Here is a 22140-nt window from a genome sequence, read left to right on the forward strand (position 1 = left end):
GATTATTGTATGGTGTCTTTGCACTTACTTTCACTTGTTGAACAATTAACACTTATCTATAATGAAGGAGTCTAACCAAATATTTTGTGTACAAAGGAGGATTGGGACATGTCTGGTGTATTGTCTCCAAACTCGAATGATCCGCGTGTAATCCGCACGCGTCAATTAATTCTTGATGCGTTTTTAAACCAATTGAATATTAAAAATTTCAACAGCATTACGATTCAAAACATTACGGAACAAGCCACAATTAACAGGGCTACATTCTACGCCCATTTTCAGGATAAATATGCACTGCTTGAAGCCTTTTTAGCGGATGCTTTTATGGAATATGTGACGAAAAGAGTGAACCCGGATGCCCGGTTATCAGCCGAAACCATACAGCAGCTTATATTTTCATTATGTGATTATCACGTCTCAAGTAATGGTTGCATCAAAAAATATGAGACAGTTGCACCAATTATTGAAGAGAACATCAAGACTCAACTGGAGCAATTCCTTCTTGAATTATTGAGCAAAGTAGCGGGTGATGTAGATCCCAAAACGCTGAAAATTACGGCAACCACGCTAAGTTGGTCGATCTATGGAATGACGTATCGATGGAATATTGAAGGCGGGCAGGAATCTCCGGCTGAATTAGCCAACAGAGTGGTCCCTTATATGATGGGTGGATTGGAATTGTTGAATTAACTTTATTTAACGAAATTGCATTAATATTCGGATGGATATGGAGGAATAACAAGATGTTTGAACATTTGGTTGTTTTTAAATTTAACGATAAAACCACACTAGCTAAACAGCAGGAATGGGTGGATCAATTGCTCGCGTTACAGGAACAAATACCGGGGATTGTCGCGCTGACTGCAGGGATCAATGCAACGGAAGAAACGGACCGTATCCAAGGTTACACGATTGGCTTGCGAGTGACGTTTGAAGATCAGGAGGCATTGCGCGCCTATGGTCCACATCCTGCTCATCAGGCATTTGTAGCTTCCCTCGATGGTTGGGTGGAAGATGTAATTGTAGTTGATTATGCCATTTAAAGGCGCGAAATCAGAGGTTTAACGAATATAGGAGTTGAAGATTCCCATGTGTTTAATTTTATTTGCTTACAACATGCATCCAAAGTATCCGCTTATATTGGGATCAAATAGGGATGAATTCTATCACAGACCTACGGCTCAAGCACACTATTGGGAAGATCATCCTCATATATTGGCTGGCCGGGATTTGTCGAAAATGGGAACCTGGATGGGCGTAACCACAGAGGGGCGTCTGGCTGCTACCACGAATTATCGTGATCCGAATGAAGATGTACATGCCAAGGGCTCAAGAGGAGATCTGGTTGCTGATTTTTTAAAGGGAACGTCCACACCTGAGCAGTATATGCAACATGCGGAGCAAAGCCGAAATGATTATCCTGGCTACAATTTGTTAGTGGGTGATCTTGACGACCTCTATTATTATTCTAATGTAGGTAATGTTGTGATGAAGTTGAAACCGGGAATATACGGGATTAGTAATCACTTGATTAATACGGATTGGCCCAAGGTGAAGCGTGGAAAAGAAGGGCTGGAGAAAATCATCCAAGGGGAGGACGAAGCTACCCTGACAGAAGAAATATTAGGTTTGTTGCAAATGGCAGACCCTTCAGTGGATGAGCATCTACCTCATACAGGTGTTCCATTGGAATGGGAACGTTTGCTTTCTCCGATCTTCGTTAGAAGTGAGAAATTCGACTATGGAACCAGAGCTTCATCCGTTGTTCTGATGAACAGAGAAGAAGTGTTTTTTACGGAGAGGGTTCACCAGAACGGAGAGGTAATGGAGCAACGTTTAGAGATAGAGATTAAGAGATAGAGCACAACTTCCGAAAATAGAAACGGGTCATGTCGAGACATTGCTTCTCAACATGACCTGTTCTATTTCTCATTTAACCGCATGATCCTGCGCGCATGGATACTCGATCCACTTCTTTCAGGCGGGGACAAACGTAGCAGTATCCGAATTTGGCATCCAGACGATATGCTTGACAGCAGGAAGGTTTGATCAAAACTTGCCGACCAGGGTCATTTATATGCTGGGTAAATCTCAATTTGATTTCAAACGGATTTTTTAGCAGTCCCAAGGTACTGGCATCCAACCCATGGCGAAGAATATGTTTTTGGAAAGTAATACTTTGCTTGTTATTCTCATCTGATGTCCCGGATAGTTCTTCTTCCATGTAACTGTATAAAGTGCTGACGACTTGTCCCCATAAAGAGAGTACGTTGATCTGAGTTGTGCCAGATAACGCTTCTAACAGCAGCCGTACATTCTCTTTATAGAATACTTGTAGAACCTGTGTACACCATTCCTCACGGTTATGCTTGGGAATCTGGATACGCTTTGTATTTTTGATTTTAAATGAAAACAAAGGGTATTGTTCCTGGATGTACAGTTGCACACTGATATTAGATAAAGACAAATCGTAAATATAATCTTCATCTCCAAACAGCATGTTCTGAAGCGCACTACATACGGAAGCATACCAGTTGCAGAAAAAAGCTGCGGTGACAGAGTGTTCATCTGACTTGATCAGAGGGCCATACATGTCGAGCAAACGGTTCATTTGATTTTCGTGAAGAAGATCTGCAGCAGAAATGGTAAGAAGCATATGCATAGGATCGAGACCATGCAAAGTCAGGAAATAACGATTCTCCAGCTAGTCTATATCCACGTTTAATTTTCTTTCTTCTCAAAAGCTTGAAGCACATCGTTTACTGCATTGCTATCTGCCAGCGGAGACATGCCCAGACTAAACCATTCCTTGCCGCCCATCGTATATACCTGGTTTTTCTTGACTGCGGTCATATTTTCCCACAACGAACTATTCATCATTTCCTTGTATCTCTTTTGAACTTTATCACTGGACTCATCATCCAATTGCAAAATAATATGATCAGGGTTGTACTCAGGAATCTTTTCCAAAGAGATCGAGACACTCATTTCACTCTGTGGAAAGTCTTTGACCGGATTTAACCCCAGCTCTTGATGAATGAACTTGCCCCGATCGATATTTTCTCCATAAATAACGATCTCGTCAGCCATGATCATCATATACATGACCGTTTCATCACCCACCAGGGTATCTAGTTTCTTCTTGGCTTCTGCTTCTTGAACCTGCAGATCTGTGATGACCTTTTCAGCCAGATCTTTCTTGCCCAGAACTTCAGCGATATCTCGCAGTTCATCCCGCCAATTGTCTCGCTGCGGCAGAAGAACGGTTGGAGCAATGGCAGTCAATTGATCATAGTCCTTATCAGACCACCAGGCAGGAGCAATAATAAGGTCTGGTTGCGTGGATAGAATGGCTTCAAAATTAGGTGTTTGGGTGAGCCCGGTCTTCAATGTGTCTTTCAATGCCTCTTGCAGATAAGTCGGGAACTCTGGATGGTAGTTCTGTACCGCAACAGGTCTTACACCCAGAGCATACAGAAATTCCGGGTAAACAACTGAAAGACCAACAATTCTTTGGGGATCAGCAGGAATGCTAATATCTCCTTTTTCACTAGCTACAACACGAGTTTTATCGGATAACGCTGTTTCTGGTGTGCCGGAATCTCCAGTGGCAGTTCCTGAAGTATCTGACCCTGTTTTGCTTCCTGCACAGGCAGTGCACAGCGCGATTAACAATACAATAATGATGCTCGTACTCCAACCTCTTTTTTGCTTCATTTCTTGATGCTCCCCTTGAACTAATAAAATTGCAATTGACAATCTCACAATAAGATTGATTATCATTATCACATAAAAGGAGTATAAATGTTTTTCATCTTACGGAATATTGACGATCACGACAACGTTTTATGCACGATTACGCCAAAGCATCAGCACCTCATCCAAAACCAGTTCATGCGTAAATGCCGTGTATTCTATCCATGGATACGTAGGGAGGAAATCGATTCGACCATTTCGGACCGCTTTGAGATTACGCCAATGTTCAGATTGCATGAGTAATTGCCAACCCAACTGTGAGCGTGCATCATCATCGAGGATAATCACTAAACGATCAGCATCGTATTTTGCGAGCTCTGCAGGTGTAACCCTATGATCGGGCATCAAGCGATCGATATCATGTGGAGGAGCAATGTGCAAATCATCGTAAAAGACCGTAGCCAGACTCCTACATCCCAAAATGTGGTATGTATCTCCTGTGACTCTAATTACAAGAAGCGTATCCTCCTTAATAGTGTACTGAATTTGTTCTTTTACAAAGCGTGACTTCCGTTCGTATTTTTCAAACCAGGTGTCAGCCAGGGCCGTTTTGTCCAAAAATTCCGCAATCAGCTGTACATGTTCACGCCAGTTGTGGTCCATCCAGGGCACGAAAAAGGCAGGTGCGATTTGTTTAATCCAAGCCTGCTCCTCAGTGGAAACCATATTATCAATTCCAATAATATAATCCGGATTAGCGAGGAGAAGCTCTTCTCTTTTAACCGCTTCAATTGAATTCAGTGATAGAACCAGATCAGCTCCGTACTTTCTCTTGTAATAATCAGTCCAGGGATGATCCCCAGGTGCGGCAAAAGGCGTGATCTCTAAGGGCAACAGTTGTCCTATATTAAAAGGGTTATAGGCAGCAATTTTTTGCTTATTATTTCTAATATATGTGGCTGGAGGGATACCCGTAATCTGTTTGAATTTGCGACGGAAATAAATATCATCAGGATAACCTACGTGACTGGCGATGTCCTTGAGTCGGTATTCACTGTCCATTTTCATAAGTTTCTGAGCTTGATCAATTCGATAAACAGCCAGATACTCAATTGCGCTGCATCCATACCTTTTCTTGAAAAGCCTGATAAAATGACGGGAACTTACTCCTGCGACCTTTGCCAAATGTTCAATCGTTAACTCTTGTTGATAATGCTGTTCCATGTATGATTTTACATATTCGAGAACTTCCTCCGGATCATTTTCATGAACAAGTAGGTCATCTTGAAAGAGGTGATAAAGGAGTTCCTGAAAGTAAATTTGACTTCGAAATTGCTTCAGTTGATCATCGCTTTGCAAGTATTTCGTAATATTCTCGCACAAAGCGTTTATAGAAACTGGTGAAGAAAGAATAATCTTTTCTTTAATAGGAAAAGGAAGTTCGCCTTGGATTGGCCGAACGGAGTCAGTCGTCCTTGAATCGTAATCCTTGATAATATCGAATCGCAGAAGGTAAAGTCCGCGTTCATCCAGCGATTGTGCTGCTGCCTGTACCAGTTGACCAGGGTTACAGATGTATACACTACCTTCCTGCCATTCGATGTACTGTCCATCAAGGGTAAGCCATCCTTGTCCGCTTGCTGCAACAATAAACAAGTGGGATTCAATGAACTGGAGTTTAAGCTCCCAATCGGTGGCAGTGTTTTTGATATGTTGAATATGTCGGAGTTTAAAAGATGAATGTTCGAGTAACGAATATTTGGAATTTTCGTTGTTTCTGTTGATATGTACGATGCGAATCACCAATCCTTTGCTAATGAACATTCTAGCTCACCAGCATGCTTATCGCAATTGGTCAGAAATGGAGTGACGAGAGGAAGTTATTCATCTCTAGATACTTCTTCTGGAGTAAATAGGTTGTTGCTCAATCACGAATGTTAACTAATATGACGCAATGCGAATGATGTGGGGTGATCCTTTGTACAACACGCCCAATTTTAGTTGGACTCTTTATCTCTTATCACAATTTTATGTTATGAATCATGGAACTTCCCTGAATAGTTTATATAATGTGAATCAACATAACATGATTTTGCAGCGGTTCTGTTGATTCTAATTTCAGGGGGGCACGTGGGATGAAAGAAACCAAAAAGATGAGAGTTTTTTCACTGGGGATTCAGCACGTACTCGCGATGTATGCGGGAGCAATTCTGGTGCCTTTGCTTGTGGGCAGAGCACTAAATCTGACTGCAGAACAGTTGGCGTATCTGGTATCCATTGACCTGTTAACGTGTGGAATTGCAACATGGCTTCAGGCGCGAAAAGGGAAGTATCTGGGTATAGGTTTGCCAGCGGTGCTCGGAAGCTCTTTTGTAGCGGTGACACCCATGATTGCGATTGGATCGCAATACGGAATTCCTGCCATATATGGGTCGATCATCGCAGCCGGGTTATTTATCGTCATCTTTGCCGTATTTTTCAGCAAAATCGTCAAATTGTTTCCGCCAGTTGTGATCGGTACAGTGGTAACCATCATCGGTCTTGCGCTAATCCCAACCGGCATTAAAAACATGGCGGGTGGAGCAAACAGCGAGAATTTCGGAAGTTTGGACAATTTGGCGCTTTCCTTTGGTGTATTACTGTTCATTCTAATCCTGAATCGATATGCTCGCGGTTTTGTAAAATCCCTGGCTGTTCTCCTTGGTATTATCGTTGGGACCCTCATCGCAGCCATTATGGGAAAAGTGAATTTTGCCTCTGTACAGGAAGCTTCCTGGTTCCATTTACCTCAACCCTTTTACTTTGGATGGCCTACCTTCGAAATTGGCCCAATCATTACAATGATTATTGTAGGTACGGTGGTTATCATCGAATCAACAGGTGTATTTATGGCTTTGAGCAAAATCTGTGATCAACCGATCAACGAAAAAGATCTGGCACGGGGATATCGCGCAGAAGGTCTCGCGTTTGTCCTGGGCGGCATCTTTAATGCCTTTCCATACAATACATTTGCACAGAATGTTGGTTTGGTTCAGCTCTCCAAAGTAAAAACGACCAATGTTGTTGTTGCAGCTGGAGGTATTCTGGTCTTTCTGGGACTCATTCCGAAGGTAGCTGCTTTTGCAACCATTATTCCAAGTGCTGTCCTCGGAGGAGCGACTGTTGTCCTGTTTGGAATGGTCGTCTCATCCGGGATCAAAATGCTGCAAAACGTCGATTTTGGCAAACAATCCAATCTATTGATCGTGGCTTGCTCCGTTTCACTTGGGCTTGGTGTTACTGCTGTACCCGATCTGTTTGCCCAGCTTCCTCAAAGTATTCGGATTATTGTTAGCGATGGTATTATCACAGGAAGCCTGTCAGCCATCCTGCTTAATGTCTTCTTTAACCTCGCTTTGAAAAAAGAGAGCTTGCCAGTACAGCCTGTACAGGCTCAGGAAGCACATACGTAATCCTTGTAATAACAGACGTGTCATCTGGTAGTAAGTAAGCGGAATAGATCCAAGATGGTTTTCTGGGAAGTGGAGTGAAAGGGAATGACCCCACTTGGCAAAGAAACCTCTTGGATTTTTTGGTGCTTACGATTCATGAGGAATGCAAAAGGCATGCAAATATGCTAAAGTTTCATCAAGAACATTTTAGATGTTCGTTTAAGTCAACAACCTCTTGAATTGAATTTCCATGCGACTACATAAATGAGCATTGGTTCACAAGGCTACAATATAACCAAGGGATATCCCTTGGGTGCAGAAAAGGAGTTGTGATCACATGCAACAAGAAACGTTGAACAAAGGGTGGAACTTGGAGAATAGTTATGCGCAGTTACCGCAACCCTTTTTTACAAGTCAGGGCGCAGTGCCTGTTGAATCACCAAAGCTGATCATTTTCAACAGACTGCTTGCATCCAGCTTGGGACTGAATGTGGAGTCTCTTGACAGTGATGAAGGAGCGGGAATTTTTGCAGGTAACCTGATTCCGGAAGGAGCCGAGCCTCTGGCTCAGGCCTATGCAGGACATCAATTCGGCAATTTTAACATGCTTGGTGATGGACGAGCTTTGCTGCTGGGTGAACAGATTACGCCACAGGGCGAGCGAGTGGATATCCAGCTGAAAGGTTCAGGGAGAACACCGTACTCTCGTGGAGGAGATGGACGTGCTGCTGTTGGGCCCATGTTACGAGAGTATATTATTAGTGAAGCGATGTATGCACTGGGGATCCCAACGACACGCAGTCTGGCTGTGGTATCAACAGGAGAAAACATTATCCGCGAAACAGAGCGGCCGGGTGCCATTTTAACCCGGGTGGCTTCCAGTCATATCCGGGTAGCAACCTTTCAGTACGCAGCAAGATGGGGGTCTATCGACGATCTCCGGGCATTGGCTGAGTATACGTTGCATCGACATTTTCCTGATGTTGCTCAAGCTGAGAATCGCTATCTTCTGCTCCTTCAGGAAGTGATTAAACGGCAGGCGGCACTCGTTGCCCAGTGGCAGCGTGTTGGTTTCATTCATGGCGTGATGAACACGGATAACATGGCGATCAGTGGTGAGACCATCGATTATGGTCCGTGTGCCTTTATGGATGCTTACAATCCTTCGACCGTATTCAGCTCCATTGACAGGCAAGGTCGCTATGCTTATGGTAATCAACCGTATATTGCCGGGTGGAATTTGGCTCGTTTTGCCGAGACGCTTCTGCCGTTGTTGCATGAAGATGAAGAACAGGCCGTGCAACTCGCTCAGGATGCTATCGCACAATTTTCTGAATTGTACCATCATCATTGGCTCCAGGGAATGCGTGCCAAACTGGGCTTGTTGGATGAAGAGGCCGAAGATGAAGCATTGATCAAGGAGCTTCTTGAACTCATGGAGAAGCATAGTGCAGATTACACGAATACGTTCCTGGCATTGACCTTTGATAGGTTGGAAGGGACAGCTTTGTTTGGCACGACAGAATTTGCTGAATGGAATGAGCGGTGGCAAGCAAGATTGGACAGTCAGGGAGAGGAGAAGGAAGTCTCTCGACAGTTGATGAGAACAAGCAATCCAGCGGTCATTCCCCGAAATCATCGGGTCGAGGAAGCCCTTGAGCGTGCGGAGAATCACGGAGACCTTAGCGTGATGGAGAAGCTTTTGGCAGTTCTTTCAGATCCGTTTGCACACTCACCTGAACAGGCTGAATATGCCGAACTACCTGCACAATGTAATACTTCGTATCAGACTTTTTGTGGGACCTGATTGAACAGTAGGAATAAATATGAAGAGGCTGTCTGGGGCAGCTTTTTCATTTTTCATTCTGTCATCGACGTTACTTTATAGAGGCAGGTGCATTCATGTCCAATATGTTAAGCAAACAACAATTGGCAGACATCCTTTTACAGCTTTTAGAGCTTACATCTTTCCCTAGGGAACAGATGCAGAACTATGTTAACCGCTTGTTTGAGACCTTTAAATGGGATGGGGTGCCCTATGTAGAGAGTGGAGAAGATGCGTATATCGTTCGAATATACGAACGTGGTCTCGTCTCATTGGAGAAACGGGTGAAACAGCCGGATGAAGTCATCTATTGGTTGCTGGAAGATATTATTTTCACCGCGACGCATGTAGGGTTGTTGGAAAGACATGGCGTGGATAATAAAGAGACGCATTTGAACTATACAAATGAAGTGATGAAAGACCTGAACAGGGGTGTTCAGGAAGCCTTCCAGCAGATCGGTGATCCGTATTTACATTGGTATCAGACGGGTAAACGTCAGGAGTTAGAGGACATGAAATAAAGAAAAGTGAGGTGTGTTACGTGAGCGAGCAAGATATTAATGATGTATGGTATGACTATGCTGTGTTATTTGTCGAAAAAAAGAATGAATCTGAACAGGGCTGGGCATCGTTGACTTCGAACGAGCAGGACATTGCTGCTTTATGGTTATTAGAGGCGGATGTCTTTAATGGCGGTTTTATACAGTTTTTCTGCAACTGGGGGGAAGAGGTATACCGTTACGCGTTGCGGGCATTACATATCATTGGTGCGACTCAAGTCGTGGAGATTATAACGTCAGCATACGGCTGCATTGAGCATCTGAAAGAGGATGAAAGGCTTACTGAACTGTGGGATATTCCTAAATTCCTGACAAAGGAACAAGAGCAGCAGTTAGATGCGCTGGATCAGCAGTTTTGGAACAATGAGGATCAGATCGCGGAGAAAGCCTATGGTTATTATCACGGAAAATTGAACATGATGATTATATAATCTGGTTTTAACTATTCATCCGTTGTTCTGTTCGATGATTAATACTTGGTCTTGCAATGACTGAAACGTTCGGCTATACTTGCTATAAATTGAATACATGAATCACGTTGATAGAGCGCAGTAGCGGCTTTGTCCCTGTTACAGAAAGTCAGGGGTTGATGGAACCTGATACATACAAGGGCTGCGAATTACACTCTGGAGTACTTGGGTAATGCCAAGCGGCTGGGCAAACGATATATTGCCAAAAGTGGTATGGATAACGTGTTAAGGTCACGTGTTGTCCATGCAATTTGGGTGGTACCACGGTTATGATAATCGTCCCTGTGTCTAATGAAGACAAGGAGGCGATTTTTTTGTGTCCAAAAAAGCCGTTCTAGCGTGTAATTTTCGTAATTTAACGTAGATCATGACTGAATCTTGAGGATAGAAAAGGGGTTATACACATGAATATTATTAATGAACTACAGTGGCGTGACGCCATTAACCAGCAGACGGATGCAGAGGGACTGCGTGAGTTGACTGAAACCAAATCAGTCTCACTGTACTGCGGCGTTGACCCTACGGGGGACAGCATGCATATCGGACATCTCATTCCATTCATGATGTTGAAACGTTTTCAACTGGCAGGACACCGTCCAGTCATTCTGATTGGTGGAGCTACAGGTACGATTGGTGATCCAAGTGGCCGGCAGGCAGAACGATCTTTGCAAACGATGGAGCAAGTGCAGGAGAATGTGGATGCACTGACAGCGCAGATGAAGAAGTTGTTCGTAACAGACGGTGATAATCAGGTTCGCATGGTCAACAACTATGATTGGACGCACAAAATCAATGTGATTGAATTCTTGCGTGACTACGGCAAAAACTTTAACCTTAACACAATGTTGGCTAAGGATGTGGTTGCGAGCAGACTGGAAGGCGGAATCTCGTTCACCGAGTTTTCCTACCAGATCCTTCAATCACTCGACTACCTGCACCTGTTCCAGAACGAAGATGTACAGCTTCAAATCGGTGGTTCGGATCAATGGGGTAACATCACAAGTGGTCTCGATCTGATTCGTAAAAAAGAAGGATCTGAAGCGAAGGCTTACGGTCTGACCATTCCACTCATGCTCAAATCAGACGGTACGAAATTCGGTAAAACAGCTGGCGGCGCAATCTGGCTTGACCCGAACAAAACAACACCATTTGAGTTCTACCAGTTCTGGGCGAATACAGATGACCGCGATGTCATTAAATACTTGAAATACTTTACTTTCCTCAGCAAAGAACAAATCGAAGCTTTGGCTGAAAAGGTAGAGACAGAGCCGCACAGACGTGAAGCACAGAAAGCACTCGCGGAAGAAATGACAAAATTCGTTCACGGCGAAGAAATGCTCGAACAGGCTAAACGTATTACAGCGGCGCTGTTTAGTGGTGATATCCGTTCCCTGACAGCAGATGAAATCGAGCAGGGTTTCAAGGAAATGCCAACATTCGAAACGGACGGCGAAGCGAAAAATATCGTCGACTGGCTCGTAGATCTGGGGTTGGAGCCATCCAAACGCCAGGCCCGTGAGGATGTCACTAAAGGCGCTATCTCCATGAACGGTGAGAAAATCACGGAGCTTGAATTCACAGTGTCGGCAGAGCATGCCATTGGCGGTAAATTCATCATTATCCGTAAAGGTAAGAAGAACTACAGCCTGGTTAAACTACAATCGTAGTTTCCAAGAATTAGAACGTAACACAGAGACGTATAGAGACTATAATAGACACACAAATAAAGCTACAAATACAGAAACAAAAAGACCGCCTTCCATCTCTGTCAGGACAGAGGGGAGGCGGTCTTTCGTATATCAGGCCAGTGAGTGACCTATCTTATTGATTAACGATCGCTGTGATTTCTTCATCCAGATCAAGTCGTACATTCTCACGGTACGCCCGGATGTTGTATTCACTGTGCAGGTAACGAAGAATCGCTTCAATCATATTGGACTCCACCAGATATTGACTACGGCCTTGAATCCAAACTTCAGCGGAATAACCTGTATCTTCTTCCCAACTCAGTTCTACATTCACATCGGTTGGACGTACACCCTTACGTTCTGCCATATGAATACAGATTGCATTCACAATTTCATCCATGCTCAGAACCATAGAGATTAGTACCGTCCGTTTCTGTTACGGTCATCATCACGATCATTGCGACGGTCATAACGACCATCCGCTGCAGGTTTGCGACGATTGGAGATGGCTCTGAAGAGTGCCATAGCCAGCATAACAATCAACATAATTGCTGCAACGTTCACGAGCAATCCAAGGATGTTACCCAGAGCGCCCATGCCACCGAACAATCCGCCAAACATCATACCAGCAAGACCACCAAGCATCATGCCTTTCATGAATCCGCCACCGCCGCCGAAGAATCCGCCACGGTTCGTTGTAGCTGCTCCATTGCTGGAGTTGTTATTCGTATTCGATTTGCTTACATTGCTGTCGGATTTCTTAGGTGTATTGCTATAACTTTTCGTACCGGATTTGAATCCGCCACCACGTCTTGCATCCGCAGAATCCGGATTCGTTACTCCCACTGTTGCGAACAATAATGTAAAGGCCATAAATACCATCATTAGATGTTTAACTCCGAATTTTTTCTTCATTGTAAAGATCGTAACCCCCCGATTAATTTGTTTGAATCGCCCAAAAATGGGCCTTACTCATGTAATACGGTCAACTTGCAGGAACGTTTCAAATTTTATTAAATTTCTGAAACGCTAGGACTTGGGTCTTGAATTGCAGCTTGGCCATCAAGCAATTGGGTAACCCAATGACACCACTCCAGGCCTGTTTGTGCGTGCATTAACCCTTTTTGTACCAGGATGTAGCTTCCAAAATCTCGGTTGCCTACACGAAGATTATCCTGAGGTATACGTGACTTCAGATCCTCGAAATAACGTATGCGTTCCATAAACCAGCTTTTACGCTCGTTAAGAATGCGTCTCATGCTTCCGTCTTCCGCTATGCCAACACACAAAATACGCAAATTAAATTCATCGCGTGTAACCGGTGCGGTAACAGGAGTAATCATCCATTCCAAGAGCTTTTCAATGCCTTTTTCCGTAACTGCGTACATTTTCTTGTCCGGTTTGTCAGACTGTTGTACCCAGCGGGAGGCCAATAACTCATCGTTTTCCATCTTGGACAGGAGTGGATAGATCTGGCTGTGTTTCGCCTGCCAATGAGGCTGGATTTTCAGCATCAGATCATAGCCCGATGACTCCTCGCGGGTAAGCAGCCCGAGTAATCCGTAGGAAAGTATGTTCATGCACATGTCTCCTTAATATTAGGGCTAGGTCAGAGAGAACAATCGTTTTTACTTTCTTTGACCGCTTTCATAAAAAGTGTACACTGAAACTGTATGGTTTGACAACCTGACAGAACAACTGCCTTAATTTAGACAAAAAAAGTGCGAACCATAAGGTCCGCACTCCAAACCATTTAGAGAGATGCCTGTTGTCCATACCCCTCAGCGACAAGATCAAGTTCACCTGTAGCAGAATCGATAACCATGCCGTGGACGGGTACATTGGGAGGAAGTAAAGGATGCTTCTTGATCACTTCCACAGTATGTTTTACCCCTTCTTCGACGCTGTCAAACCCGCGCAACCATTTTTGCAAACGGATGCCAGAGTTCTCCAGAGTAGTCATGACTTCTTCCGATACGCCACGCTCAACCATATGTCCAATCATGGTCTCAGCGTGAAGGGAAGCCATACCACATTCCGTATGCCCCACTACCAGGACTTCATCTGCACCCAGTTCATAGATGGCGACAAGTACACTACGCATTACACTCCCGAAAGGCTGAGAGATAATTGCGCCTGCGTTTTTGATGATTTTCACATCACCGTTTTTCAGGTTCATGGCCTTGGGCAGCAATTCCACCAGACGTGTATCCATACAAGTGATGATAACCATCTTTCTGGTTGGAAACTTGCCAGCCGTATACTTTTCGTATTCTTTGGTCTCGACAAATGATTTGTTGTAAGCCAAAATCTCTTGAATGTTGTTCATGTCCATTGCCTCCTGTTATCCAATACGACGAGCACGGCCACTTGCATATGATGCAGCTTGTCCTACGCGCCTTTGCTTTAATAGTATTTCACGGTCAGCAGATGGAATTACTCCAACCCTTTAGAGGTTGTTCAAAAAGTCCACTTTTGATTACAAATCATGCCTGAGGGCATCATCAGCATCGAAGTTGAACGCCATTTCTATCTTCGCGGTAATGAAAACCAGACTTTTTGAACACGTATCTTTAGGAGAACAATGCAATTTTCATCTGTTAAAAGTTGATTATACGCAATGCAAAAAGTATCATCAATAGGGTATAACATTTTTTTTGAAGAGGTGAACGATAACAATGGATAAACAAACACAGGAACATTTGGAATCCTTCCGTAATCTGGCTCGTAAAATTAAGAGCTATCATGAAGCCATTGGTTTGCTTCACTGGGATCTGCGCACAGGTGCGCCGAAAAAAGGCGTTCCGACTCGTTCGGAGACGCTGGGTATGTTGTCCACCGAAGCATTCAAGCTGCAAACCTCGGCTGACATGAAGACTTACCTGGATGCATTAACGACTCCAGCAGTATTGGAACAGCTCGAAGATATAGATCGTCGTCTGGTTGAAGATTGCAAGAAAGAATATGATCGCAGTCAATCCGTACCACCTGAGAAAGTACAAGCTTATACCGTGCTAACAGCCAAGTCGGAAACGGCATGGGAAGATGCCAAGCATAATAGTGATTTTGCAGGATTCTCACCTTATCTCACAGATATCGTTAAGCTCAAACAGGAGTTTATTGATTATTGGGGTGTGAACGATACACGTTATGATACGCTGCTTGATATGTATGAACCGGATCTGACGGTTGAGAAAGTGGACGCTGTGTTCGCCCGCCTCAAAGCACGTTTGGTGCCTTTGCAAGAGAAGATTAATGCTTCAGAAAACAAGCCAAATACAGAGTTCCTGAATCAGTTGTTTGACACCAAACAGCAGGAAAAATTCAGTCTGTTCATCCTGGAACAAATGGGCTATGACTTTGAAGCTGGACGATTGGACGAGAGTGTTCATCCTTTTGCAACGGGTCTTAACCCGGGTGATGTGCGGATCACAACACATTATCTGCAAGATGATGTAGCAAGCGCAGTCTTCAGTTCACTGCATGAGGGTGGACATGCCCTGTACGAGCAAAATATTGATGACAGTCTGGCGGGTACCCTTCTTGCCGAAGGAACGTCCATGGGGATTCATGAGTCCCAGTCCCGTCTTTGGGAAAACATGATTGGTCGCAGCCTGCCATTCTGGACACGTTATTACAAAGATTTGCAGCAGCATTTCCCGCAACTGAGCGAGGTTGAACTGGAAGATTTCTATCGTGCAATCAACCGGGTGGAGAGTTCACTCATTCGGATCGAAGCGGATGAACTGACCTATAACCTGCATATTATTATCCGATATGAGATCGAGAAAATGTTATTCAACGATGGTCTGGAAGTGAAAGACCTGCCAGAGACCTGGAATGCAAAATACAAGGAATACCTAGGTATTATGCCAACGAATGATGGAGACGGTGTTCTTCAGGATGTTCACTGGTCTGGTGGTGACTTTGGTTACTTTGCTTCGTATTCTCTGGGTAATATGTATGCAGCTCAAATTCTACATACATTGCGCAAGGAAATGCCGGAATTTGATACCCTCATTGCCGAAGGTAATCTGATTCCAATTAAGGAATGGCTTACAGACAAGATCTACCGGTATGGTAGAAGTCGCACACCTTCCGAATTAATTGTTGCCATAACGGGTGAAGAATTGAACCCGAATTATCTGGCTGATTATCTGGAAGCCAAATATGCCGAGATTTACAAGCTGTAGATATCCCATATATAACATATTAAATAACATATCGAAGAGCTGAAGAGCCAGGCAACATTGCCCGGCTCTTTTTTGCATTTAAGTTCTTAACCTTTTGTTGGGCATCGGCATATCCATAATAGAGAGAAACTGCTGAAACCAGTGAAGGAGGGAAACAACATGAAATACACGCCATGGTTCGTCCGGGGCATCGTTATTCTGCTGATTATCATTGTGGCGCTCACCAGCTGTAATAAGGAAGAGAATGAAGCCAAGATTACGATTGGCGAAGTGACTCGTTCGGTATTTTACGCACCGGAGTATGTGGCTGTGGCTCAAGGTTTTTTTGAAGAGCAGGGACTTGAGGTGGACATTCAAACGACTGCTGGTGGTGACAAAACGATGGCGGCATTACTCGCAGGTTCGGTGGATATCGCACTGGTAGGAGCGGAGACGTCCATATATGTCTATCAGCAGGGAGCGGAAGATCCGGTCATTAACTTTGCCCAGCTCACCCAGACGGATGGTACATTTCTGTTCGCTCGTAACACAGAAGGTAGCTTCGATTGGGAGCAACTGAGGGATTCCACATTTCTCGGTCAACGCAAAGGCGGCATGCCGCAAATGGCAGGGGAGTTCGCACTGAGCAAACATGGCATTGATCCTCAAAGTGATCTGGAGCTGATTCAAAATGTGGACTTTGCCAACATTGCGTCTGCTTTCGCCTCAGGCACGGGAGATTATGTTCAACTGTTTGAACCCCAAGCATCCATCTTTGAACAAGAAGATCGGGGTAAGGTTGTTGCATCGTTTGGCACAGAAGGTGGTCTTCTGCCTTACACCGTCTTCATGACGAAGCAGAGTTATCTTAACGACAATAAGGATATCGTACAAAAGTTTACAAACGGTCTACACAAAGCGCAGGCGTGGGTGGATTCCCATACGGCTGAAGAGATCGCTGAAGTCATTTCTCCTTTTTTCAAAGACATCGATCCAGCCATTTTGGTAAGCAGTGTGAACCGTTATAAGGAACAGGGCAGCTATGCAACGGATCCAATCATTGATGAGGAAGAGTGGAACAATCTGCTTGATGTCATGAGTGCCGCCGGAGAGTTGAAAGAACGTGTGGATTTGAATGCCATTGTGGATAATGCCTATGCGGAAGAAGCTACGAAATCAAAGTAATGGGGTATTCAGGAAAGGAAGTGAGCAGAATGCCTGAATCCGAAAGTGTGATCCGACTGGAGGGGATCTCTCAAGTATACGTCAGCGAGCGGGAAGCTTCCTTGGTGCTTGAGGACTTGAGTCTGGAGATCCAAAAAGGAGAGTTCGTCAGTCTGGTTGGACCGAGTGGATGCGGTAAAACGACATTGTTGTCGATCATCGCCGGGCTGCTCACACCCACCCGAGGAGAGGTTAAGGTTAAAGGTAAACTCGTTGGCGGCCCCTCAGCACAGATTGGTTATATGCTTCAACAGGACTATCTGTTTCCGTGGCGGACCATTCTGGATAATGCATTAATCGGTCTTGAACTGACAGGCAGACTGGATGAACGGAGCCGTGAGCGTGTACGGGAACTGCTGGTAAGTATGGGATTGGCCGGAACGGAGAATCAGTACCCTTCAGAGCTTTCAGGAGGCATGAGACAGCGAGTAGCCCTGGTGCGCACGCTGGCAACCGATCCGGGGATTTTATTGTTGGATGAACCATTCTCAGCACTTGATTATCAAACCAAGCTGCAATTGGAGGATCTGGTCTCGGACACGTTAAAACAGTTTGGCAAAACATCCGTTCTCGTCACCCATGATTTGTCTGAAGCCATTGCGGTCAGTGACCGCGTCATTGTACTGGATCGCAATCCGGGCCGCATCCGTCGTGAATTTATCATTCCCGATGGAATTCGTAAATCTCAGCCGTTTCATGCCAGGGAGCAAGAAGGATTCAATGCGTTGTTTCAGGCATTGTGGAGTGAACTGGATCAGTCCGGGGGAGGTGAGGAAGACGCGTGAATCCAATGAATCCGAAGCAGGAAAAGCGTGACGAATGGATGGGGCAGCTGCATCGGAATCATATTCAGCAGGTGGCCAGATGGCGACATCAAGTGCTTGCCGTACAGTTATCTATGTTAGTATGTATGTTTTTGCTATGGGAAGTGGCAGGCAGACTCCGTTGGATTGATGTACTGTTATTCAGTTATCCGAGTAAGGTTTTTGCCCAGATTGGCAAGGACATCGCTAGTGGCGAGTTGTGGGCACATGTTGGGGTAACCGTAGGAGAAACGGCAGTTGGTTTTTTACTGGGAACACTGGTGGGAACCTTGCTTGCGGTTTTAATTTGGTGGTCTCCTTTTTTGTCCAAAGTGCTGGACCCCTATATGGTTGTATTCAACAGTATGCCAAAGGTAGCACTTGGCCCAATCTTTATTGTGATGTTCGGCGCGGGTTTTACAGCGATTGTTATGACCACATTGTCCATCACGGTCATTATCACTACACTGGTCGTGTATAACAGCTTCAATGAAGTCGATCCCAATTATATTAAAGTCATTCGTACGTTTGGTGGAGACCGTTCCGAGATTTTTACAAAAGTTGTATTACCTGCTTCTTTTCCAGCGATTGTATCTACCTTGAAAGTGAACGTTGGCATGGCTTGGGTGGGTGTAATTGTGGGTGAGTTTCTGGTCGCCAAACAAGGGCTCGGTTATCTCATTATCTACGGATTCCAGGTATTCAACTTCACACTTGTATTATCAAGTCTGTTAATTATTGCTGCAGTTGCAACAGCCATGTACCAACTTGTTGTCTATGCAGAACGCAAAATGCTGGCTGGCCGCAGGTGATTCGGAAGTGTTTTACTCGTAATGTGACCAGGTATGATATGTATACAATTTCACAAGGGGTGTCACGTTGCCCGATACCGTAAAATCAAGTACCATATTTAGTATGATTATTCCGCGCAGATCCGGAATGAATGCGATGATTGGAGAAGAGGGCCTTGAGGTTCTGTCGCAACGATCTAACTTGCCAGCGTCCCTCATTCGGGGCGTGTTGCTGTGACCGGCATGCATGCGCATGTCGGTTGATGTCGTCTAGTTTACTTTTGGATGAGACATACTAGTCATGATAAATGAATGAGGCGACGAGCTGGCTAAGAATTTTTTTGCAGCTTAGAGGAGATGGAATGTTAAATGGGTTTTAGGGTAATTAAAACTGCAATCGCCGCATTAATGGCTGTATTGATTGCAGACTGGTGTCGCTTGCCGGGACCAACATCAGCGGGATTGCTTGCCATCCTTGGTGTGGATGTAACGAGAAAACGAAGTATTCGCACCATATCGGCGCGGTTCTTTGCTTCCGTAGTTGGACTTTTATTTGCAAGTGTACTTTTTCACTTTCTAGGCTTCCATTATTGGGTGCTGGCGGTATACATATTGATCGCATTCCCGGCTATTGTCCGGGTAGGATTTAAAGAAGGCATTGTTACAGGTTCTGTTGTGGTGTTTCGGGTGTTCGGCGGCGGGGAGATGGACGTGCATGTCGTCCTCGTACAAATTGCTTTGTTGTTAATTGGTCTTGGTTCCGCAATGGCGGTTAACCTGGCCTATATGCCGGCAGCAGATCCACAGATGCTGCGCATTCGCAAACGAATCGATGAACTCTTCTCGAAGATTTTCAAGGAATTTGCGGCCACGCTGCGTAATCCCAATGAAGCATGGGCAGGGAGAGAGCTGATTGAAGCAGATAAAGCGATACTTGGCGGTATTGATGCTGCCAAACGTTCTCTGGAGAATCAGGTGATTCATCCGAATGAGGAATGGAGCGTCTACTTCTATATGCGCAAAACGCAGTTGGACTCCATCCAGCACATGATGCATCTCGTATCCCAGATCTATCAGAAGATGCCACATGCAGAAATGGTATCGGAACTGTTCGATCAGCTTAGTCAGGATGTACTTACTGAATCCTACACCGGACGAACTGAAAAACTTCTTGCAGATGTGCAAGAAGAATTCAAACGTATGGAGCTGCCGGATACAAGGGAAGAATTCGAGATTCGTTCCGCAATTCTCCAGCTGTGCCGTGAACTCGCGCTGTATCTGAAAGTCGCGAAGAAGGACAAAGCGCCGTCCCCAATCTCGGACCGGTCCCAATCTACAAACGAATAATAGAAAATAGTTGTCACCCTAGACGAATGCCCTGCATACACTTGTAGTGAATGATTGTATGGAGGAGGTTTAAAGATGTCATTGAGTCATAAACATCAATGTAGAGAGATTATCACGAAGGCGATCTGCGGCAAAGGTCGTAAGTTCTCTACCGTAACACATACCGTGACTCCGCCAAATGGTCCGACAAGTATTTTGGGGGCTTGGATTATCAACCACCAATATGAAGCCGTATCAGCGGGTGACGGAATTGAAGTTATTGGTACTTACGATATCAACATTTGGTATTCCTACGACAAGAATTCTCAGACGGATGTAGCCAAAGAAACGGTCTCGTATGTAGAACATGTGCCTTTGTCCTATCTGGACCCGAAACACCGGACTTCCACAGTGGAGGTATCTGCGGATGCAACGCAGGAACCTAGCTGTGTGGAAGCCACAGTATCAGCAGGTGGAAGCAGTGTAATTATCCGGGTAGAACGGGAATTCGCTGTGGAACTCGTTGCCGAAACCAAAGTTTGTGTGAAGGTCTGCACAGATGGTTGCGGTGACTACGAAGACAAGGACTATGACTTTGGCAGTGCCGATGGAGATTATGACGATCTCGATCCCGATCTGCTCGACGATGAGCTGTGAGTTTGACGCCTGTATTTGATAACCTAAGGTATCATATGCGCCATAAGGCGCGGTGAAGAGGGCGTAAGCCCTCTTTCTTCTTAAATATTGAAAAATGGGTGGTAACGAGCCTCGCAATGTGCCTGGAATACCTTTCACGGGAAGGCTCCGCATTGCGGGGTTATTTTTATTTTAGTTGCATGATCCGGGAGGGGGCACGTAATGAATGTGATGGAACAAGCGGAGGAAGCGCTGCGCCGATATGAAAGGATGACTTCTGGAGAACGTGCAGAACGGTTGAAACAGGCAGGCATTGAAGTATTGTCACTGCACGATCGGCGCAAACGTGAACCAGGCTTGCGTGTACGCTATGACGTAGAGATAAGCTGTCTGCAGGCGATTCGGATCAAACGTAAGGATACTAGTGGCATGGGAAGGGCACAGGAAACTCTGTTGGAGCGTGAAGCGAGTTCAACCTTGTTCAAGCGCATAGAACGACTTGCGATCAAAACGCTGTATACGCTAGGACTGGATCATGGAGCTGTACGAATGGAATCCTCAGGGAACGGCGGTTGTGCAGTGATTTCGATTGATCCATGTCCCTGGAAAGGGGTGACCAACCTTGCTACTACCTATAGGGAAAGCTGGAAGCAGCATCAGGAACTGCTGGATGAGGAAGTAAGTCACAGACCTATTCCAATACTCGGCATGGACCCGGAGTTTCTTCTGGTGCAGATGCCGGAATCCAAAATCGTACCCGCCTCCAGATTTCTTGAACGTACAGGAATGGCAGGCTGTGATTCCGTCACGATTGGTGGACGGCGCATATATCCGGTTGCCGAACTGCGACCGGCTCCCAGCTCCGAACCACGAGAACTGCTGGCTCATCTGATGAGGGCATTCGCAGCCGCTTCCCGCAGCATTAGTGATCACTCACTCATCTGGCAGGCAGGCGGGATGCCACAGCGTGGGTTACCTCTAGGCGGTCATATTCATTTTAGCGGGATGAATCTTACCGGGGAACTGCTTCGTGCACTGGACAATTATCTGGCATTGCCACTGGCATTTCTGCAAGACCCCCGTGGATCGGGAAGACGACCCCGTTATGGAGCACTTGGTGATTTTCGTCTGAAATCCTATGGTGGGTTTGAGTATCGTACGTTACCCAGCTTTCTTGTGTCGCCCCTTGTTGCGAAAGGTGTTGTGGCCTTGGCAGGTCTGATCGCGAGCGGGTATACTCAATTACGGCAGCGTCCGTTGGCGAAAGCTGAGGTTCATGCCGCTTTTTATGAGGGAAAGCGCGAAGTGATTAAGGAACACATCCCAGCACTCGTAGATGATCTGAAGAGGTTGGATGGATATGCACGTTATGAACGATATGCGTCTCCGTTAATCCTTCAATTAAAACTGGGAAGAACTTGGGATGAGAGTCGCGATATTCGCAAACTCTGGAATATTCGGGCAGGTTCATGAAGTACGGACGTTTTTTTGATATAATAAGAAACAAGTCTTTTATGA

General features: G+C 45.2%; 22 protein-coding genes and 1 other annotated feature. Of the genes, 15 read left to right on the forward strand and 7 right to left on the reverse strand.

All coding sequences use genetic code 11. The features are described 5' to 3' along the window. The first annotated feature begins 108 nt into the window (after nucleotides 1–108). Genes MKY28_RS08125 through MKY28_RS08135 form a run of 3 tightly spaced genes read left to right on the forward strand, consistent with a single transcriptional unit; the run spans nucleotide 109 to nucleotide 1860 of the window. Nucleotides 109–690 carry a TetR/AcrR family transcriptional regulator gene (locus MKY28_RS08125; RefSeq protein ID WP_036613529.1) on the forward strand — a complete coding sequence of 194 codons (582 nt, stop codon included), beginning with the start codon at nucleotides 109–111 and terminating at the stop codon, nucleotides 688–690. A gap of 53 nt (nucleotides 691–743) precedes the next feature. Then, complete coding sequence (locus MKY28_RS08130; protein ID WP_036613530.1) at nucleotides 744–1043, forward strand: Dabb family protein; 300 nt, start codon at nucleotides 744–746, stop codon at nucleotides 1041–1043. 46 nt (nucleotides 1044–1089) lie between these two features. Beyond that, entirely contained in the window at nucleotides 1090–1860 is a 771-nt protein-coding gene (locus MKY28_RS08135; protein WP_340935567.1) for an NRDE family protein, read from the forward strand. Between the two features lie 73 nt (nucleotides 1861–1933). On the opposite strand, the gene MKY28_RS08140 is transcribed toward MKY28_RS08135, so the two are convergent. The 3 genes from MKY28_RS08140 to MKY28_RS08150 form a co-directional block, all read right to left on the reverse strand. Further along, nucleotides 1934–2656 carry a hypothetical protein gene (locus MKY28_RS08140; RefSeq protein WP_340935569.1) on the reverse strand — a complete coding sequence of 241 codons (723 nt, stop codon included), beginning with the start codon at nucleotides 2654–2656 and terminating at the stop codon, nucleotides 1934–1936. A 65-nt stretch (nucleotides 2657–2721) separates the two neighbouring features. Next, on the reverse strand, nucleotides 2722–3717 hold the full coding sequence (locus MKY28_RS08145) for an ABC transporter substrate-binding protein (protein ID WP_340935571.1): 996 nt from the start codon (nucleotides 3715–3717) through the stop codon (nucleotides 2722–2724). A gap of 129 nt (nucleotides 3718–3846) precedes the next feature. After that, nucleotides 3847–5499 carry an AraC family transcriptional regulator gene (locus MKY28_RS08150; protein ID WP_340937863.1) on the reverse strand — a complete coding sequence of 551 codons (1653 nt, stop codon included), beginning with the start codon at nucleotides 5497–5499 and terminating at the stop codon, nucleotides 3847–3849. A gap of 332 nt (nucleotides 5500–5831) precedes the next feature. Here MKY28_RS08150 and MKY28_RS08155 point away from each other — a divergent pair, with 332 nt between their 5' ends. The 5 genes from MKY28_RS08155 to tyrS all read left to right on the forward strand — a co-directional run bounded on the left by MKY28_RS08155 (nucleotide 5832) and on the right by tyrS (nucleotide 11649). Next, nucleotides 5832–7148, forward strand: coding sequence for a nucleobase:cation symporter-2 family protein (locus tag MKY28_RS08155; protein WP_307411299.1), 1317 nt, complete (start codon nucleotides 5832–5834; stop codon nucleotides 7146–7148). 316 nt (nucleotides 7149–7464) lie between these two features. After that, nucleotides 7465–8934, forward strand: coding sequence for a protein adenylyltransferase SelO (locus tag MKY28_RS08160; RefSeq protein ID WP_340935574.1), 1470 nt, complete (start codon nucleotides 7465–7467; stop codon nucleotides 8932–8934). A gap of 95 nt (nucleotides 8935–9029) precedes the next feature. Further along, nucleotides 9030–9473 carry an Imm63 family immunity protein gene (locus MKY28_RS08165; protein ID WP_340935575.1) on the forward strand — a complete coding sequence of 148 codons (444 nt, stop codon included), beginning with the start codon at nucleotides 9030–9032 and terminating at the stop codon, nucleotides 9471–9473. 20 nt (nucleotides 9474–9493) lie between these two features. Continuing rightward, nucleotides 9494–9943 carry a DMP19 family protein gene (locus MKY28_RS08170; protein ID WP_340935576.1) on the forward strand — a complete coding sequence of 150 codons (450 nt, stop codon included), beginning with the start codon at nucleotides 9494–9496 and terminating at the stop codon, nucleotides 9941–9943. 98 nt (nucleotides 9944–10041) lie between these two features. Then, nucleotides 10042–10269 (forward strand) — a binding site (T-box leader). 117 nt (nucleotides 10270–10386) lie between these two features. Next, nucleotides 10387–11649, forward strand: coding sequence for a tyrosine--tRNA ligase (gene tyrS / locus MKY28_RS08175; protein ID WP_340935578.1), 1263 nt, complete (start codon nucleotides 10387–10389; stop codon nucleotides 11647–11649). Between the two features lie 154 nt (nucleotides 11650–11803). On the opposite strand, the gene MKY28_RS08180 is transcribed toward tyrS, so the two are convergent. From MKY28_RS08180 to MKY28_RS08195, 4 genes are all read right to left on the reverse strand, one after another. Beyond that, nucleotides 11804–12082 (reverse strand): YxcD family protein, encoded by a 279-nt coding sequence (locus tag MKY28_RS08180; RefSeq protein WP_017687903.1) that lies wholly within the window; start codon nucleotides 12080–12082, stop codon nucleotides 11804–11806. A gap of 5 nt (nucleotides 12083–12087) precedes the next feature. Further along, nucleotides 12088–12585 (reverse strand): hypothetical protein, encoded by a 498-nt coding sequence (locus tag MKY28_RS08185; protein WP_036613538.1) that lies wholly within the window; start codon nucleotides 12583–12585, stop codon nucleotides 12088–12090. 98 nt (nucleotides 12586–12683) lie between these two features. Further along, on the reverse strand, nucleotides 12684–13250 hold the full coding sequence (locus MKY28_RS08190; protein WP_036613540.1) for a PadR family transcriptional regulator: 567 nt from the start codon (nucleotides 13248–13250) through the stop codon (nucleotides 12684–12686). A gap of 173 nt (nucleotides 13251–13423) precedes the next feature. Then, the gene (locus MKY28_RS08195; RefSeq protein WP_100527356.1) at nucleotides 13424–13999 is read right to left on the reverse strand and encodes a beta-class carbonic anhydrase; all 576 of its coding nucleotides are present in this window, start codon (nucleotides 13997–13999) and stop codon (nucleotides 13424–13426) included. Between the two features lie 349 nt (nucleotides 14000–14348). On the opposite strand from MKY28_RS08195, the gene MKY28_RS08200 reads away from it, so the two are divergent. The 7 genes from MKY28_RS08200 to MKY28_RS08230 all read left to right on the forward strand — a co-directional run bounded on the left by MKY28_RS08200 (nucleotide 14349) and on the right by MKY28_RS08230 (nucleotide 22095). After that, nucleotides 14349–15863, forward strand: a complete 1515-nt coding sequence (locus MKY28_RS08200; protein WP_340935580.1) for a carboxypeptidase M32 — start codon at nucleotides 14349–14351, stop codon at nucleotides 15861–15863. 159 nt (nucleotides 15864–16022) lie between these two features. Then, a complete protein-coding gene (locus MKY28_RS08205; RefSeq protein WP_307411315.1) occupies nucleotides 16023–17027 on the forward strand; it encodes an ABC transporter substrate-binding protein in 1005 nt (334 codons plus the stop codon). A gap of 29 nt (nucleotides 17028–17056) precedes the next feature. Further along, the gene (locus MKY28_RS08210) at nucleotides 17057–17851 is read left to right on the forward strand and encodes an ABC transporter ATP-binding protein (protein ID WP_047843426.1); all 795 of its coding nucleotides are present in this window, start codon (nucleotides 17057–17059) and stop codon (nucleotides 17849–17851) included. Between the two features lie 38 nt (nucleotides 17852–17889). Then, a complete protein-coding gene (locus MKY28_RS08215; RefSeq protein WP_370511416.1) occupies nucleotides 17890–18681 on the forward strand; it encodes an ABC transporter permease in 792 nt (263 codons plus the stop codon). A gap of 348 nt (nucleotides 18682–19029) precedes the next feature. After that, nucleotides 19030–20007 (forward strand): aromatic acid exporter family protein, encoded by a 978-nt coding sequence (locus tag MKY28_RS08220; RefSeq protein ID WP_036613548.1) that lies wholly within the window; start codon nucleotides 19030–19032, stop codon nucleotides 20005–20007. A gap of 75 nt (nucleotides 20008–20082) precedes the next feature. Then, nucleotides 20083–20643: an outer spore coat protein CotE gene (locus MKY28_RS08225; protein ID WP_017687912.1), complete on the forward strand. Its 561-nt coding sequence runs from the start codon at nucleotides 20083–20085 to the stop codon at nucleotides 20641–20643. Nucleotides 20644–20844: 201 nt separating this feature from the next. Then, nucleotides 20845–22095, forward strand: coding sequence for a putative amidoligase domain-containing protein (locus MKY28_RS08230; RefSeq protein WP_340935583.1), 1251 nt, complete (start codon nucleotides 20845–20847; stop codon nucleotides 22093–22095). Nucleotides 22096–22140: the final 45 nt, after the last annotated feature.

Origin of the sequence: Paenibacillus sp. FSL R5-0473 (genome assembly GCF_038004565.1) — a bacterium.
Lineage (GTDB): Bacteria > Bacillota > Bacilli > Paenibacillales > Paenibacillaceae > Paenibacillus > Paenibacillus amylolyticus.